At 67.5% G+C, this 14109-nt stretch carries 13 protein-coding genes; 3 read left to right on the top strand and 10 right to left on the bottom strand.

Annotated features, from left to right (window positions below):
• Positions 1-178 precede the first annotated feature (178 nt).
• The 5 genes from PSS76_RS13700 to PSS76_RS13680 are packed head-to-tail and all read right to left on the bottom strand — an operon-like array spanning position 179 to position 4716.
• On the bottom strand, positions 179-598 hold the full coding sequence (locus PSS76_RS13700; RefSeq protein ID WP_013414871.1) for a nuclear transport factor 2 family protein: 420 nt from the start codon (positions 596-598) through the stop codon (positions 179-181).
• 9 nt (positions 599-607) lie between these two features.
• A complete protein-coding gene (locus PSS76_RS13695) occupies positions 608-1471 on the bottom strand; it encodes a TIGR03619 family F420-dependent LLM class oxidoreductase (protein ID WP_013414872.1) in 864 nt (287 codons plus the stop codon).
• A gap of 12 nt (positions 1472-1483) precedes the next feature.
• Positions 1484-2659: a thiolase family protein gene (locus PSS76_RS13690; protein ID WP_005515543.1), complete on the bottom strand. Its 1176-nt coding sequence runs from the start codon at positions 2657-2659 to the stop codon at positions 1484-1486.
• A gap of 1 nt (position 2660) precedes the next feature.
• Positions 2661-3725, bottom strand: a complete 1065-nt coding sequence (locus PSS76_RS13685; protein ID WP_013414873.1) for a thiolase family protein — start codon at positions 3723-3725, stop codon at positions 2661-2663.
• A gap of 13 nt (positions 3726-3738) precedes the next feature.
• On the bottom strand, positions 3739-4716 hold the full coding sequence (locus PSS76_RS13680; protein ID WP_080668357.1) for a Zn-ribbon domain-containing OB-fold protein: 978 nt from the start codon (positions 4714-4716) through the stop codon (positions 3739-3741).
• A 73-nt stretch (positions 4717-4789) separates the two neighbouring features.
• On the opposite strand from PSS76_RS13680, the gene PSS76_RS13675 reads away from it, so the two are divergent.
• The gene (locus tag PSS76_RS13675; RefSeq protein ID WP_022594097.1) at positions 4790-5830 is read left to right on the top strand and encodes an LLM class F420-dependent oxidoreductase; all 1041 of its coding nucleotides are present in this window, start codon (positions 4790-4792) and stop codon (positions 5828-5830) included.
• Positions 5831-5905: 75 nt separating this feature from the next.
• On the opposite strand, the gene PSS76_RS13670 is transcribed toward PSS76_RS13675, so the two are convergent.
• The 4 genes from PSS76_RS13670 to PSS76_RS13655 all read right to left on the bottom strand — a co-directional run bounded on the left by PSS76_RS13670 (position 5906) and on the right by PSS76_RS13655 (position 9556).
• A complete protein-coding gene (locus tag PSS76_RS13670; protein WP_005515537.1) occupies positions 5906-6667 on the bottom strand; it encodes a 3-hydroxyacyl-CoA dehydrogenase in 762 nt (253 codons plus the stop codon).
• Positions 6668-6695: 28 nt separating this feature from the next.
• The gene (locus tag PSS76_RS13665) at positions 6696-7889 is read right to left on the bottom strand and encodes a thiolase family protein (protein ID WP_081187284.1); all 1194 of its coding nucleotides are present in this window, start codon (positions 7887-7889) and stop codon (positions 6696-6698) included.
• A gap of 87 nt (positions 7890-7976) precedes the next feature.
• Complete coding sequence (locus tag PSS76_RS13660) at positions 7977-8597, bottom strand: TetR/AcrR family transcriptional regulator (RefSeq protein WP_084848059.1); 621 nt, start codon at positions 8595-8597, stop codon at positions 7977-7979.
• Positions 8598-8734: 137 nt separating this feature from the next.
• Positions 8735-9556 carry a crotonase/enoyl-CoA hydratase family protein gene (locus PSS76_RS13655; RefSeq protein WP_022594107.1) on the bottom strand — a complete coding sequence of 274 codons (822 nt, stop codon included), beginning with the start codon at positions 9554-9556 and terminating at the stop codon, positions 8735-8737.
• A 79-nt stretch (positions 9557-9635) separates the two neighbouring features.
• Between PSS76_RS13655 and PSS76_RS13650 the strand changes: the two genes are divergently transcribed.
• Together PSS76_RS13650 and PSS76_RS13645 are read left to right on the top strand one after the other, a co-directional pair.
• On the top strand, positions 9636-11285 hold the full coding sequence (locus tag PSS76_RS13650) for an acyl-CoA synthetase (RefSeq protein WP_013414877.1): 1650 nt from the start codon (positions 9636-9638) through the stop codon (positions 11283-11285).
• On the top strand, positions 11285-12400 hold the full coding sequence (locus PSS76_RS13645) for an NAD(P)H-dependent flavin oxidoreductase (protein WP_005515530.1): 1116 nt from the start codon (positions 11285-11287) through the stop codon (positions 12398-12400). The genes PSS76_RS13650 and PSS76_RS13645 overlap by 1 nt, the downstream gene beginning before the upstream one ends.
• 73 nt (positions 12401-12473) lie before the next feature.
• On the opposite strand, the gene PSS76_RS13640 is transcribed toward PSS76_RS13645, so the two are convergent.
• Positions 12474-14105: a long-chain-fatty-acid--CoA ligase gene (locus tag PSS76_RS13640; protein WP_084870324.1), complete on the bottom strand. Its 1632-nt coding sequence runs from the start codon at positions 14103-14105 to the stop codon at positions 12474-12476.
• Between the last annotated feature and the right edge of the window lie 4 nt (positions 14106-14109).

The raw sequence follows: 14109 nt of genomic DNA, 5'->3' as shown, positions 1-14109 counted from the left end.
TTCGACGCACACCACAGGCGCGGTGGCGCCGGCGAGTTCCCTCATCCCTCGTCGGCGCCACCGCTCTGTGTGGGGACGAATTCGGGGCGTGACGGTGCCGTGAACAGGGGAGTGGGACAACGAGAGTGGGGCGGTAACCGAAATCGGTGACCGCCCCACTCTCGTCGTGCGGTATAGCTCAGAGTTTCTTGAGCGTCTTCATCGCCCGCTCGACCTCCCAGAAGGCCCGCAACGACTGCAGTTTGCCTTCCGCGTCGACGCGGTAGACGAAAACACCTTCGGCATCGATCTGGTTGCCGGCGACGACTGTTCGGATCGTGCCGATGTTGACGTTCTCGTCGCCGCACACCAGCGAGTCGTTCACGATGAACTCGAGCGAGTCGGTGTTCGCGATCGTCATGTCGTAGAACTTCGAGATGGCCTCCCGGCCGTGGTGGCCCTTGCCCTCGGGATCGAAGCCCGAGGGGCCGACCGGGTCCTCGACCCAGCCGTCTTCGGCGAACAGATCGAGCCACTCCTCCTTGCGCTTTCCACTCGCGGCGGACTGTGACGCCTTCGCGGCGATGCGCGCAGGATGCTCGGTTCCGGTTGTCGTCATACCGTGCTCCTAGTGGATGTACTGATCGGCGAACTTGCGCAGCGAATCCTGCTTGGCCTCGAGCGGGGCGTCGAATCCGAGGCCGTCGAAGATCCACGGGACGACGATGCTGTCCGTGATTCCGGCCTCGGCCATCTCGGCGTAGCCGTCCTTGCCGAACCGATCGATGCACACCGCCTGGATCTCGAAAGGCAGTTCTGCGCGGCCGTATTCGGCACGGAGTTCGTCGAGGCGGGCCATCGTGGCGACCAGGTCGTCGAACTTCATCATCGCCGACGTCCAACCGTCGCCGATCCGGGCCGCGCGCTTGAGCGCGACCTCGGTGTGGCCACCGACGTAGAACGGCACCGGCTTGCTCGGTGCCGGGCTCATCTGCAGGCGGTCGAAGTCGAAGAACTCGCCGTGGTACTCGACCATGCCGCCGTCGAGGACGAGCTTGATGATCTCGATCATCTCGTCGACGCGAGCGCCGCGTTTCTTGTAGGGAGCGCCGCACCACTCGAACTCCTCCGGTGCCCAGCCGATTCCGACGCCGAACCCGAAGCGGTTGCCGGTGAGGTTCGCTACCGAACCCACCTGCCGCGCCAGCAGCAGGGGGTTGCGGGAACCGAGCTTGAGGACGTTGGTGTAGAAGCCGATGGTGCTCGTGACAGCGCCCATCGCGGCCGCCGCGATCAACGGGTCCACCCACGGTGTCTCGGCATTCCACATGCGCGAGCCGTCGGGGGTGTACGGGTAGTCCGCGGCGGCCGTCTCCATGAAGAACAGGGAGTCGGGCAGCGCGATGTTCGCGAAACCAACTTCCTCTGCGGTCTGTGCCAGGGCGGTCAACTGGTCCAGCGGGCTCATCGCGATACCGACTGTGAACTTCATGGGGAAACCTCTCTAGTTGGTCGGACGGTCGGCGCCGACCACCCACATCGCGAAGTACTGCGAGCCGCCACCGTAGGCGTGGCCGAAAGCCTTACGGACACTGTCGACCTGGTGGTCGCCCGCGCGTTCCATGACCTGCATCGCGGACTCGGCGTAGCGGATCATGCCGGACGCGCCGATCGGGTTGGACGAGAGCACACCGCCCGAGGCGTTGACCGGAAGGCGTCCGCCGAGGGCGGTCTCGCCGGCCTCGGTGAACTTCCAGCCCTCGCCCTCGGGCACGAACCCGAGGTTCTCGAGCCACATCGGCTCGAACCACGAGAACGGCACGTAGATCTCCGCCTCGTCGATCTCGGTGAGTGGGTCGGTGATGCCCGCGGCCTTCCACAGCGCGGCCGACGCGTCCCGGCCGGCCTGCGGATTGGCGACGTTCCGGCCGGCGTACGACAGTGGCTCGGTGCGCATCGACGTGGCGTGGATCCACGCCACCTTGCGGCCACCCGCGACGACCTCCTCCGCGGCGGCTTCGTTGCCGATGACGATTGCACAGGCGCCGTCCGACGACGGGCACGTCTCGTCGTAACGGATGGGGTCCCAGAGCATCTGGGACGCCTGCACCGACTCGACCGTGATGTCGGGCTGCTTGAGATGTGCGTACGGGTTGAGGGCGCCGTTGCGGCGGTCCTTGACGGCAACCATCGCGCCGATGTGGTCGGGGGCGCCCGACCGGCGGATGTACGAGCGCACGTGCGGGGCGAAGAAGCCGCCCGCGCCCGCGCCGACCGGCATCGTGAACGGCACCGGGGTGGACAACGCCCACATCGCGTTGGACTCGGACTGCTTCTCCCACGACACGGCGAGAACGCGCTTGTGGACACCGGCCTGCACCAGGCTGGTCGCGACGTTGCCGGTCGACGCGCCGACCGAGCCGGCGGTGTGCACACGCAACAGGGGCTTGCCCTGCGCGCCCAACGCATCCGACATCGCGAGCTCCGGCATCATCGAGCCCTCGAACAGGTCGGGGGCCTTGCCGATGACGATGGCGTCGATGTCGTCCCAGCCCACCTGGGCGTCGGCCATCGCGCGGTCGATCGCCTCGCGGACCAGGCCGGCCATCGTGACGTCGTGACGCTTGGCGACGTAGTACGTCTGGCCGGTGCCGAGGACGGCGGCGAGTTGCTTGGCCATATCAGTTGCGTCCTTCCATGACGGCGACCAGGTTCTGCTGCAGCACAGGGCCACTGGTGGCGTGGGCGAGGACGCGCTGCGCGTCGCCGCTCATGATCGAGCGGGCCGCGTAGCCGATCCGCTCGAGTCCGCCGGAGAACATCGGGTTACCGGTGAGGGGTCCACCCGACGGATTGATCGTGGTGGTGTCGGTCAGGCCGATCGCCTCGCGCAGGATGATCTCCTGATGCGTGAACGGTGCGTGCAGCTCGGCGACGTCGATGTTCGACACGTCGCCGCCCGTCGCGGCACGAGCAGCCGACGCCGTCGACGGCGACGTCGTCAGATCGCGCGAGCCGATGTTGGGCGAGTCGATCCGGTGTTCGATGCCGGTGATCCACGCCGGTCGCTCGCACAGTTCGCGGGCACGGTCGCCGCGGGCCAGAATGATCGCGGCCGCGCCGTCGGTGATCGGCGCGCAGTCGTGGGCCCGCAGGGGGTCCGCGACGTACTCGGAGGCCAGCAGCGTCTCGATGTCGACGTCACCGGAGATCTGAGCGTCGGGGTTGGACTTCGCGGCAGCGCGGCTGCGCTGGGCGATCGCCGCCATCTCCTCCGCGGTCCACTTTCCGGACTCGAGGCCGAGTCGGGCCTGCAGACCCGCAACCGACACCGAATCCGGCCACAGCGGTGAGACGAGGTACGGATCCATCTGCATCGCCAGGATCTGACGAAGGTTGCCGGCCGAGGACTTGCCGAAGCCGTACACCAGCGCGGTGTCCACCTCGCCGGTCATGAGCTTGACCCAGGCCTCGTACAGCGCCCAGGCGGCGTCCATCTCGACGTGCGACTCGTTGATCGGCGGCACGGCGCCGATCGAGTCGATCGCGGAGATGAACGAGAAGGAGCGTCCGGCCAGGTAGTCGGACGATCCGGAGCACCAGAAACCGATGTCGGACTTGGTGATTCCGAGGTCGGAGTACAGCTCCTGGAAACAGGGGACCAGCATCTCGACACCGTTGGTGGTGCCGGTGGTCTCGCGCACATGGGGGGCCTGTGCGAAGCCGACGACTGCAATGTCTGTCATGTTCTCGAGGCTCCTAGAGATGGTGCTTGTAGCTGTCGTAGTCCGCGTCGGGCTCACCGCTCGGACGGAAATGGGAGACGTTGCGGAGCGAGTACTCCCACTCCTCCTTGGGTCGCCACACGGCTTCCACGCGCATGCCCATCCGGACCTCGGCCGCGTCGACGTCGAGGATCAGGTGCAGGAACGGGATGTCCGCGCCGTCGAGCAGCACGTAGGCCGCGACGTAGGGAGGCTTGATCTGCTGGCCGAGGAACGGGACGTTGACGATGCAGAAGGTCGTGATGGTGCCCTTGTCGGACACCTCGACCTGCTCCTTGGTGGGCATGCCGTCGGTGGGGTTGGCTCCGCGCGGCGGCACGTAGACCTTGCCGTTCGCGTCGGTGCGGCCGCCGATGATCTTGCCCTCCATCAGCCCGCGCAGGTAGTAGGTCTCCTCGAACGACGCGGTGTGCGTGTAGTGCAGGTCGATCGGGGTGACGATGTCGGTCACCGGATCTCCGGTGGAAACGGTTGCGGTGGAATCGGTATCGCTCTCACCGGGCTCGAAGCACGCGATGTCCTGGATCCGGCCGGTGCGCTCGTCGGCCCACCGCACCCGCACCCGCATGCCGGTGCTCATCGCCTCGGGGGAGCCGGCGTCCACGGCGTGCAGGATCGAGGTGTCCGCGCCGTCGAGCTTCACCAGCGCCCAGGCGAACGGGTGGCTCAGCGGCTGGCCCTCGATGGGCTCGGGCATCCATGACCAGCTGACGACCGTTCCGGTGTCGGAGACGTCGACGAAGTCGGTCATCGGCTCGTGCGTGGCCGGGTCGAACTCCGGTGGCGGCACGTGGACGCGGCCGTCGGAACCGCGGGCGCCGATGACCTTTCGGTCACGAAGAGCCGTCACGAACGCTCCGATGGTCGGCCCCACCGATCGGGTGTAGTCGAATTTCAGATTAAGTGGTGCTCTCAGTGGCTGCTCGGCCACTCCGCTCTTTCCAGGGGTCACGGAATCGAGTAGAACAGGTTCTTATTAATGTGGCAAGGGACACATTCGTTCTGGGAAAACACGGAGGCGCTCGATGAAGTTGGGGTTACAACTCGGGTACTGGGGTGCGCAGCCGCCGGCCAACGCGCAGGAACTGGTGAACGAGGCCGACGCCTCCGGATTCGACGCGGTCTTCTCCGCCGAGTCGTGGGGTAACGACGCCTTCACCCCGCTCGCGTGGTGGGGGTCGAGTACCGACCGGATCCGCTTGGGCACCTCGGTGGCTCAGATGTCGGCCCGTACCCCGACGAACTGTGCGATGCACGCCCTCACCCTCGACCACCTCTCCGGCGGCCGGGCGATCCTCGGTCTGGGTGTGTCGGGCCCGCAGGTCGTCGAGGGCTGGTACGGACAGCCGTTCCAGAAGCCGCTCGCCCGCACCCGTGAGTACGTTTCGATCGTGCGCCAGGTCCTCGCACGCGAGGCTGCGGTGCGGGGCGACGGACCGCACTACCCGTTGCCCTACACCGGTTCCGGCTCGATGGGTCTGGGCAAGCCGCTCAAGCCGATCACGCACCCGCTGCGCGCGGACCTGCCCATCTGGCTCGGCGCAGAGGGGCCGAAGAACGTTGCGCTGACGGCGGAGATCGCGGACGGTTGGCTCGCGATCTACTACACCCCGCGGCTGGCGCCGATGTACAACGAATGGCTCGACGAGGGGTTCGCGCGCGCCGGGGCACGTCGGAGCCGGGAGGATTTCGAGATCGCAGCCACGTGCCAGGTGGTCGTCACCGACGACCGGCAGGCCGAGATCGACAAGCTTCGGCCGATCACCGCGCTGTATGTCGGCGGTATGGGTGCGGCCGAGATGAACTTCCATGCCCAGGTCTACACCCGAATGGGTTACGGCGACGAGGTCAAGGAGATCCAGAAGCTCTTCCTGTCCGGCCGCAAGGCCGAGGCGGCGGCGATCGTGCCGGACCAGATGGTCACCGACACGATGATCATCGGCAACCGGGACGAGGTGCGCACCCAGGTCAAGGAGTGGGAGGACGCCGGAGTCACGATGCTGCTGGTGACGTGCCGCAACGTCGAACACATGCGCGAGCTCGCAGAGGCCGTCGGAACCGTCTGATCCGGCCATGTGAAAAGGCGCGGCCCGTGACGGTTGATCCGTCGCGGGCCGCGCCTTCCACCTACAGCTCCGAGATCAGCGCGGCGCCATACGGATCGCGCCGTCGAGGCGGATCACCTCGCCGTTGAGCATCGGGTTGGAGACGATGTGCGCGGCGAGCGAGCCGTACTCGGCGGGGTCACCCAGGCGCGACGGGTGCGGAACCTGCTTGCCGAGGGACTCCTGCGCGGGTTCCGGGAGTCCGGCGAGCAGCGGGGTCTTGAACAGGCCCGGCGCGATGGTGACGACGCGGATCAGCATCGACGCGAGGTCGCGGGCGATCGGCAGCGTCATGCCGACGACGCCGCCCTTGGACGCGGAGTACGCCGCCTGGCCGATCTGCCCGTCGAACGCGGCGACGGACGCGGTGTTGATGATGACGCCGCGCTCGCCCTCGATCGGGTCGGTCTTCGCGATGCGCTCGGCCGCCAGGCGGAGGACGTTGAACGTGCCTACCAGGTTGATGTTGACGACGCGCTGGAACTCCGCTAGCGGGAAGGCGCCCTGCTTGCCGACCGTCTTGATGGCGTTGCCGATGCCGGCGCAGTTGACCGTGACGCGCAGCGGGCCGAGGGATTCGGCGAGATCCAGCGCCGCGACCACCGAGGCCTCGTCGGTGACGTCGCCCGCCGCGAAGCGAACGCGGTCGCCGAGTTCCTTCGCGACGACCTCGCCGTTCGACGACGGCAGGTCGAGGATGACGACGCTGGCCCCCTGGTCGTGCAGGGCCTTGACGGTGGCCAGGCCGAGGCCGGAGGCGCCGCCCGTCACGAGTGCAACGCTGTCCTTGACGATCATGCGTGTTCCTTTCGGATCTGCTTCTGTTTCAAAGTCGTTCGATGATGGTGGCGTTGGCCATGCCCGCGCCCTCGCACATGGTCTGCAGACCGTAGCGTCCGCCGGTCGCTTCGAGGTGATTGACGAGCGTGGTGAGCAGCCGTGTCCCGGACGAGCCGAGCGCGTGGCCGAGTGCGATGGCCCCGCCCAGTGGGTTGAGCTTGGCGGGATCGGCGCCCAGTTCGTGCGCCCATGCCAGCGGGACGGGCGCGAAGGCCTCGTTCACCTCGTAGGCGTCGAGATCGTCGATGCCGAGCCCTGCCCGGTCGAGGACCTTGCGTGTCGCGGGGATCGGCGCCGTGAGCATCATCAGTGGATCGTCGCCGAGTACCGCGAACGAGTGGAATCGGGCGCGAGGCGTGAGATCGAGTTCTGCGGCGGCTTTCTCGCTCATGATGAGCACCGCAGACGCGCCGTCGGTGAGCGGTGAGGAGTTCCCGGGCGTGATCTGCCAGGGCGCGTCGGGGAAGCGGGCGGCGAACTCGTCGGTGCGGAACGACGGGCGCAGCCCGGCAAGTCCGTCGGCGGTGGTGGAGCCGCGGACCGTCTCGTCGACGCGATGTTCGGTTCGGCGTCCGTCGGCGTCGGTGACCGCGATCGGCACGATTTCACGGTCGAAGGCACCGCTCGCGGCGGCCGCCGCGGCGCGCTGGTGGGACTGCGCGGCGTACGCGTCGAGGCTCTCGCGGTCCAACTTCCACTTCGCGGAGATCAGTTCTGCCGAGATGCCTTGGTGTACCAGGCCTTCGGGGTAGCGGGCGGCGATGCCCGGCCCCGATGCGTCCTGGCCGATGGGTGAGGTCCCCATCGGGATGCGGCTCATGGACTCGACGCCGCACGCGATGACGATGTCGTAGGCGCCGGCGATCACGCCCTGCGCGGCGAAGTGCGCGGCCTGCTGGCTCGATCCGCACTGGCGGTCGATCGTGGTGGCCGGCACCGACTCGGGGAAACCCGCCGACAGCAGGGCGGTCCGTGAGATGTTGAGGGCCTGTTCACCGACCTGCTGTACGCAGCCGCCGATGACGTCGTCGACCCGGACGGGGTCGAGACCGTTGCGGTCGACGAGCGCGCGCAGCACGTGCGCGAGCAGTTCCACCGGGTGGGTTCCGGACAGGGCGCCACCGGGCTTGCCCTTTCCGGACGCGAGTCGAACCGCGTCGACGATGACTGCCTCGGCCATGGGCCCATCCCTTCCTCGAATCCAGCTTACTTATCGCTCGCTAAGTGGGTACCACGTGAGAACGTGCCAGGTCAACGGTTGGCGAGGTCAGTGCGCGGGCGCGACCATCTTCGCTGCGATCGCGGCGTACTTGGCGGCGACGGCCTCCGGGCCGAGCTCGCCTTCCGCGTGGTACCAACGGGGAATCGCCTGGCACATGCCCAGGACGGCGCGCGTGGTCTCGGCGGGGTCGTCGACGTCGAACGCGCCGGACTCGACGCCGTCGCGCACGACGTCGAGGACGATTGTCTCGATGCCCTTGCGGACGGTGCGGTACCGCTCGTAGTTGTCGCCGGTCAGATACCGGGCCTCGCCCTCGATCGCGGCCAGGCGGGCCCGGTCGGTCATCCGCAGGACGATCGCGGTCACCACGTTCGCCAGGCGACGGGCGGGGTCGCCGTCACCCGCCTCGTCGGCGGCCCGGGCGCGGGCGAGGACGTCGCCGGTACCCAGTTCGACGAGCGCGACCAGCAGGCCTTCCTTGCTGTCGTAGTGGTAGTACAGCGCGGGCACCGTGACACCGACGCGGCGTGCGATGTCGCGGACGGAGGCGCCGTGGAAACCCTTCTCGTAGAACGCATCGAGGGCAGCCGACAGGATCGGCGACAGTTCGAGGGGTTCGAGCCGCCGCCATTCCGGCCGGGACTTCTCACCTGCGGCAGTGCCCATCGGCCGTCCCACCTGTCGATCGTCGGTCAGTGCCCGTCGAGAATACGCGGGTTCGTCCGCCCGTCCCCGCAACGGCTGAAGGGTCCCTTCGTGCGCTCACAGCGCATGAAGGGACCCTTCAGCTGAAAGTGGTGGTGCTACTTACCGGTGAACTTGGGGGCCCGCTTCTCGGCGAACGAGCGCGGACCCTCCTTGGCGTCGTCGCTCTTGAAGACGGCCATGCCGATCTGGGCCTCGAGTGCGAAGGCCTCTTCCTCGTGCATGCCCTCGGTGACGCGGATCGTCTTCAGGATCGCCTGGACCGCGATGGGGCCGTTGGCGGCGATCTGCTCGGCGATCTCGAGCGCCTTCTCGAGAGCCTGGCCGTCGGGGACGATGTGCCCGACGAGGCCCAGCTCCTTGGCTTCGGGGGCCGGCACGGTGCGGCCGGTGAGTAGGATCTCCGCGGCGAGGGTGTACGGGATCTGACGGACCAGGCGGACCGCGGATCCGCCGAGGGGGAACAGTCCGAGGCGGGCCTCGGAGACGCCGAATCGGGCGCTCTCGCCGGCGACGCGGATGTCGGTGCCCTGCAGGATTTCGGTGCCGCCCGCGATGGCGGGGCCTTCTACGGCTGCGATGAGCGGCTTGGTGAGCCGGCGGCCCTTCAGTAGTGCCGGAAGTCGGGTCACGTCCATCCCGCCGGTGAACTTGTCGCCCGGAGCGTTCCGGTTCATCTCCTTGAGATCCATTCCCGCGCAGAACGTGCCGCCGGCGCCGGTGAGGATCGCGACCCGGATGTCGGGATCGGAGTCGATCCGGTCCCAGGCCTCGACCATGATCTCCATCATCTCGCCCGAGAGGGCGTTGCGCGCCTCGGGGCGGTTCATCGTCACGATCAGGACGTGGCCGCGCTTCTCGACCAGGCAGTGGGGCGATTTCGCCGAAACGTCTGTATTTACCGCGGTTTCGGTGGACACTGGTGACTCCTGATATGTGTGTGAGCTGAGTCTCTAATTGGGTCTTGTCAGCGACAGTAACACGTTCTACTTTGTTGACGTGGCCATTAATATCGCAGACCTTGTCGAACACTCGATCGATCTCAATCCCGATCGTCTCGCCCTCGTGGACGCCGATCGCGAGCTCACCTTCGCGCAGCTGGAGGAGAAGGCCAACCGTCTGGCCAACTACCTGCGGGATCACGGTGTCGGGCCCGGCGACAAGGTGGGTATCTACAGCCGGAACACGATCGAGGCGATCGTGTCGATGGTCGCCATCTTCAAGGCGCGCGCGATCATGGTCAACGTCAACTACCGGTACGTCGAGAACGAGTTACAGTACATCTTCGAAAACTCGGACATGGTCGCGCTCATCCATGAGCGCCGCTACAGCGACAAGGTCGCGGGCGTCCTGCCGAACACCCCGCTCGTGAAGACGGCCATCGTCGTGGAGGACGGCACGGATCTGGATTACTCGTCGTACGGCGGGGTCGAGTTCGAGCAGGCACTGTCGCAGGGCTCGCCCGAGCGCAACTTCGGCGAGCGCAGCCCCGACGACATCTTCATCCTCTACACCGGTGGCACCACGGGAATGCCCAAGGGCGTCATGTGGCGGCACGAGGACTGGTGGCGTGTGCTCGGCGGCGGCGTCAACTTCGTCACCGGTGAATACGTCGAGGACGAATGGGAACTGGCGAAGCTAGGCGCCGCGCATCCGGCGATGGTTCGCTTCCCGATTCCGCCGATGATCCACGGCGGCTCCCAGTCCGCGGTGTTCCACAGCCTCTTCGGCGGCGGCACGCTCGTCATGCACCCCGAATTCGACGGTCACGCCGTGTGGCAGGTCATCGACCGCCACAAGGTCAATCTCATCTTCATCACCGGTGACGCCATGGCGCGTCCGATGATCGACGCGCTGATCGCCGGCAACCCGGATACCGGTGAGCCGTACGACCTTTCGTCGCTCTATGTCATCGCGAGCAGCGCGGCCCTCTTCTCGCCGGCGCTCAAGGAACAGTTCCTCGACCTGCTGCCCAACCGTCTGCTCACCGACTCGATCGGCTCCTCCGAGACCGGCTTCGGTGGTCTGGCCACGATCACCAAGGGCTTCGAGCACACGGGCGGTCCGCGCGTGAAGATCGACGCCGCCACCGTCGTCATCGACGACGAGGGCAATCCCGTCACCCCGGGCTCCGGCCAGGTGGGCCTTCTCGCCCGCAGCGGACACATCCCGCTCGGCTACTACAAGGACGAGGAGAAGACCAAGGCGACCTTCAAGACGCTCAACGGAGTTCGCTACTCGATCCCCGGCGACTACGCGACGGTCGAGGAGGACGGCACCGTCACGATGCTCGGCCGCGGCTCGGTCTCGATCAACAGCGGCGGCGAGAAGATCTATCCCGAAGAGGTCGAGGGCGCGGTCAAGTCGCATCCCGACGTCTTCGACGTCCTCGTCGTCGGCGTGCCCGACGAGCGCTGGGGCAACCGTGTCGCCGCGGTCGTGGCGCCGCGTCCGGGCACCCGGCCCAGCCTGGCCGACATCGTCGACGCGGCCCGCAAGGAGATCGCCGGGTACAAGGTTCCGCGCAGCCTGTGGCTCGTCGACGAGATCAAGCGCTCGCCCGCCGGCAAGCCGGACTACAAGTGGGCCACCGCGCAGACCCAGTCGCGCGAGGCCGACGACCACTACACCAACGGCAAGGACGCCTGATGCACACCGATCTCGCCCAGAAGTTCGGCATCCAGTACCCGATCTTCGGCTTCACGCCGTCCGAGCACGTCGCGGCGGCGATCAGCCGCGCCGGCGGGCTCGGTGTCCTCGGGTGCGTGCGGTTCAACGATCCGGAGGAACTCGAGGCCACCCTCACCTGGATGGACGAGAACACCGACGGCAAGCCGTACGGCGTCGACATCGTGATGCCTGCCAAGGTGCCCACCGAGGGCGCCGCCGTCGATCTCGACAAGCTCATTCCCGCCGAGCATCGCGCGTTCGTCGACCGCACGCTGGACGAACTGGGTGTCCCGCCGCTGTCCGACGACGTCGAGCACGCTACCGGCGTCCTCGGTTGGCTGCACTCGGTGGCACGTTCGCACGTCGACGTCGCGCTGAACCATCGAATCGCGTTGATCGCCAATGCTCTCGGCTCGCCCCCGAAGGACGTCATCGATCTCGCGCACGAGAAGGGTGTGCCGGTGGCCGCGCTCGCCGGCGCGGTGGATCACGCGCGCAGCCACGTCGAGAACGGTGTCGACATCGTGATCGCGCAGGGCTACGAGGCCGGCGGGCACACCGGTGAGATCGCTTCCATGGTGCTGGTTCCCGAGATCGTCGACGCGATCGGTGATTCCGCGGGCGTGCTCGCAGCCGGCGGCATCGGCAGCGGACGCCAGGTCGCGGCGGCCCTCGCCCTCGGCGCGTCCGGGGTGTGGATGGGGTCGTACTGGCTCACGACGAGCGAGTACAAACTCGGCAGTGCCGCCGACGGACCGTCGTCGATCCAGCGCGCCCTGCTCGGCGCGACGTCGGCCGACACCGTTCGCTCCCGGATCTACTCGGGCAAACCGGCCCGACTGCTCAAGACCAAGTGGACCGACGCCTGGGCCAAGCCCGACGCACCCGACCCGCTGCCGATGCCGCTGCAGAACATCCTCGTCAGCGAAGCGCATCAGCGCATCTCGGCGGGAGACGATCCCGAGGTGGTGGCGATGCCGGTGGGCCAGATCGTGGGCCGGATGAACGAGATCCGCCCGGTCGCCGAGATCATGGCCGAACTCGTCGCCGGGTTCGATGCGACGGTCTCACGCCTCGACGGACTGAAGAGCTGACCAGAGCCCGACGCGACAGCGCCCCCGGAACCATGTTCCGGGGGCGCGGTCGTCGTGCCAGGAGATCGTGCGATCAGGCGTCGGCGGTGTGACGTTCGAGCGTGAGGGCGAGTTCCGGCGTGAGCCGCACGAACTCGTCCTGACCTCGATCGCGCAACCACACCGGCTCGGCGCAGTGCCAGCGTTCGGCGCTGAGCGTGCGCGTCACGACCTTGAACGTCGCGGTCCGCGGGAACTCCGAACACACCCGCACCAGCGTCGGCCGCTGCTTCGGTCCGAGATCGGACTGCTCGTCCAGGAAACGGGCGAACGCCGACGGGTCGAAGTCCTCCGCGTCGCCGGCGGGGATGACCGCTGCCATCACCCGGTCGCCGACCTCGCGGTCCGGCACGCCGTATACCGACACCTGCGCGAAGCCGGGGTAGCGGAGCAGGATCCGCTCGATCGGTGCGGCGCCGAGATTCTCGCCGTCGACGCGCAGCCAGCCCGAGCTGCGGCCCGCGAAGTAGACGAATCCGTCGGCATCGCGGTACGCCTGGTCGCCGCTCCAGTACATGCCGTCGCGCAGGCGTTCGGCATCCGCTTCCGGATTCTTGTAATAGCCCGCGAACGCGCCCGGACCCGTCACGTTCACCATCTCGCCCGTGGCCTCCTCGGCGTTTAGGAGACGGCCGTCTGCGTCGAACTCGGCAGGGGGACAAACAGTTCCGGTGTCGGGGTTGCGGATCTCGACGGTCGGCGGCAGCATGCCCAGCGCGCCGACCGGAGCGTCGGGGTGCGCCGAGATGGACACGCCGCCCTCGGTGGAGCCGAAGCCGTCGACGACGCGGGTACCGAAGCGCCGGGCGAACTCACGGGCGACCGGGGCCGAACCCTCGTTCCCGTACATGACCCGAAGGGTGTTGTCGGCGTCGTCGGACCGCTCGGGGGTTGCGAGGATGAACGACAGCGGCTTACCGACGTAATTGGCGTAGGTGACACCGTAGCGACGGACGTCGGGCAGGAATCCGGATGCGGAGAACCTGCGGCGCAGGGCGATTGCGCTCTTGCCGCTCAGCGCCACCGACCATGCCGCGATCATCGCGTTGGAATGGAACATCGGCATCGCCATGTAGACGACGTCGTCCGTGGAGAGCCCGAATCGCTCCGCCAGCATGATGCCCGGCTCGGTGAACTTTCGGTGGGTGCAACGCACGGCCTTCGGATCACCACTGGTGCCCGATGTGAAGATCAGCATCAGCAGGTCGTCGAGGTCCGCAGTCGGCGCGATCGCGGGAGACCCGGCGAACGGCCGCAGGAGGTCGAGCCACTCGGGCGAGTCGACGTTGATCACGCGCACCCCGCCGAGATCGATCCCGTCGAGCAGGTGCGCCTGGGTGTTCTCGGTGAACACGACCTGGCAGTCGGACAGTGCGATGTCCCGGGCGAGGGCGTCACCGCGGCGGGTGGTGTTGAGGCCGGCGAGGACAGTACCGGAGTATGCCGCCGCGCCCAGGAGGGAGGAGAACTCGGGGATGTTGTCGAACAGCACGCCGAAGTGGCGCGGACGATCGGCGTCGAGCAGCTCGTCGAGAAGCGCCGCACGGTCGTACATTCCGTGGACGTGATCGGTCCACGGAATGTACGACTCCTCGAATCGGATTCCGTGCGAGTCGACGTCGCGAAGCTGCTCGAGCAGATCCGCGACGGTGGGTGTCACTGTCATGCCC

The organism is Prescottella sp. D32 (genome assembly GCF_037287305.1).
In the GTDB taxonomy this organism is placed as follows: Bacteria; Actinomycetota; Actinomycetes; order Mycobacteriales; family Mycobacteriaceae; genus Prescottella; species Prescottella equi.
Note: the sequence above shows the minus strand (reverse complement) of the source record. Positions and strands in the feature narration are given on the sequence as shown.

Bases quoted from the DNA above. Each gene is read 5' to 3' on its own strand.
- PSS76_RS13700 (WP_013414871.1), bottom strand. From the start codon at position 598: ATGACGACAACCGGAACCGAGCATCCTGCGCGCATCGCCGCGAAGGCG.
- PSS76_RS13695 (WP_013414872.1), bottom strand. From the start codon at position 1,471: ATGAAGTTCACAGTCGGTATCGCGATGAGCCCGCTGGACCAGTTGACC.
- PSS76_RS13690 (WP_005515543.1), bottom strand. From the start codon at position 2,659: ATGGCCAAGCAACTCGCCGCCGTCCTCGGCACCGGCCAGACGTACTAC.
- PSS76_RS13685 (WP_013414873.1), bottom strand. From the start codon at position 3,725: ATGACAGACATTGCAGTCGTCGGCTTCGCACAGGCCCCCCATGTGCGC.
- PSS76_RS13675 (WP_022594097.1), top strand. From the start codon at position 4,790: ATGAAGTTGGGGTTACAACTCGGGTACTGGGGTGCGCAGCCGCCGGCC.
- PSS76_RS13670 (WP_005515537.1), bottom strand. From the start codon at position 6,667: ATGATCGTCAAGGACAGCGTTGCACTCGTGACGGGCGGCGCCTCCGGC.
- PSS76_RS13665 (WP_081187284.1), bottom strand. From the start codon at position 7,889: ATGGCCGAGGCAGTCATCGTCGACGCGGTTCGACTCGCGTCCGGAAAG.
- PSS76_RS13660 (WP_084848059.1), bottom strand. From the start codon at position 8,597: ATGGGCACTGCCGCAGGTGAGAAGTCCCGGCCGGAATGGCGGCGGCTC.
- PSS76_RS13645 (WP_005515530.1), top strand. From the start codon at position 11,285: ATGCACACCGATCTCGCCCAGAAGTTCGGCATCCAGTACCCGATCTTC.
- PSS76_RS13640 (WP_084870324.1), bottom strand. From the start codon at position 14,105: ATGACAGTGACACCCACCGTCGCGGATCTGCTCGAGCAGCTTCGCGAC.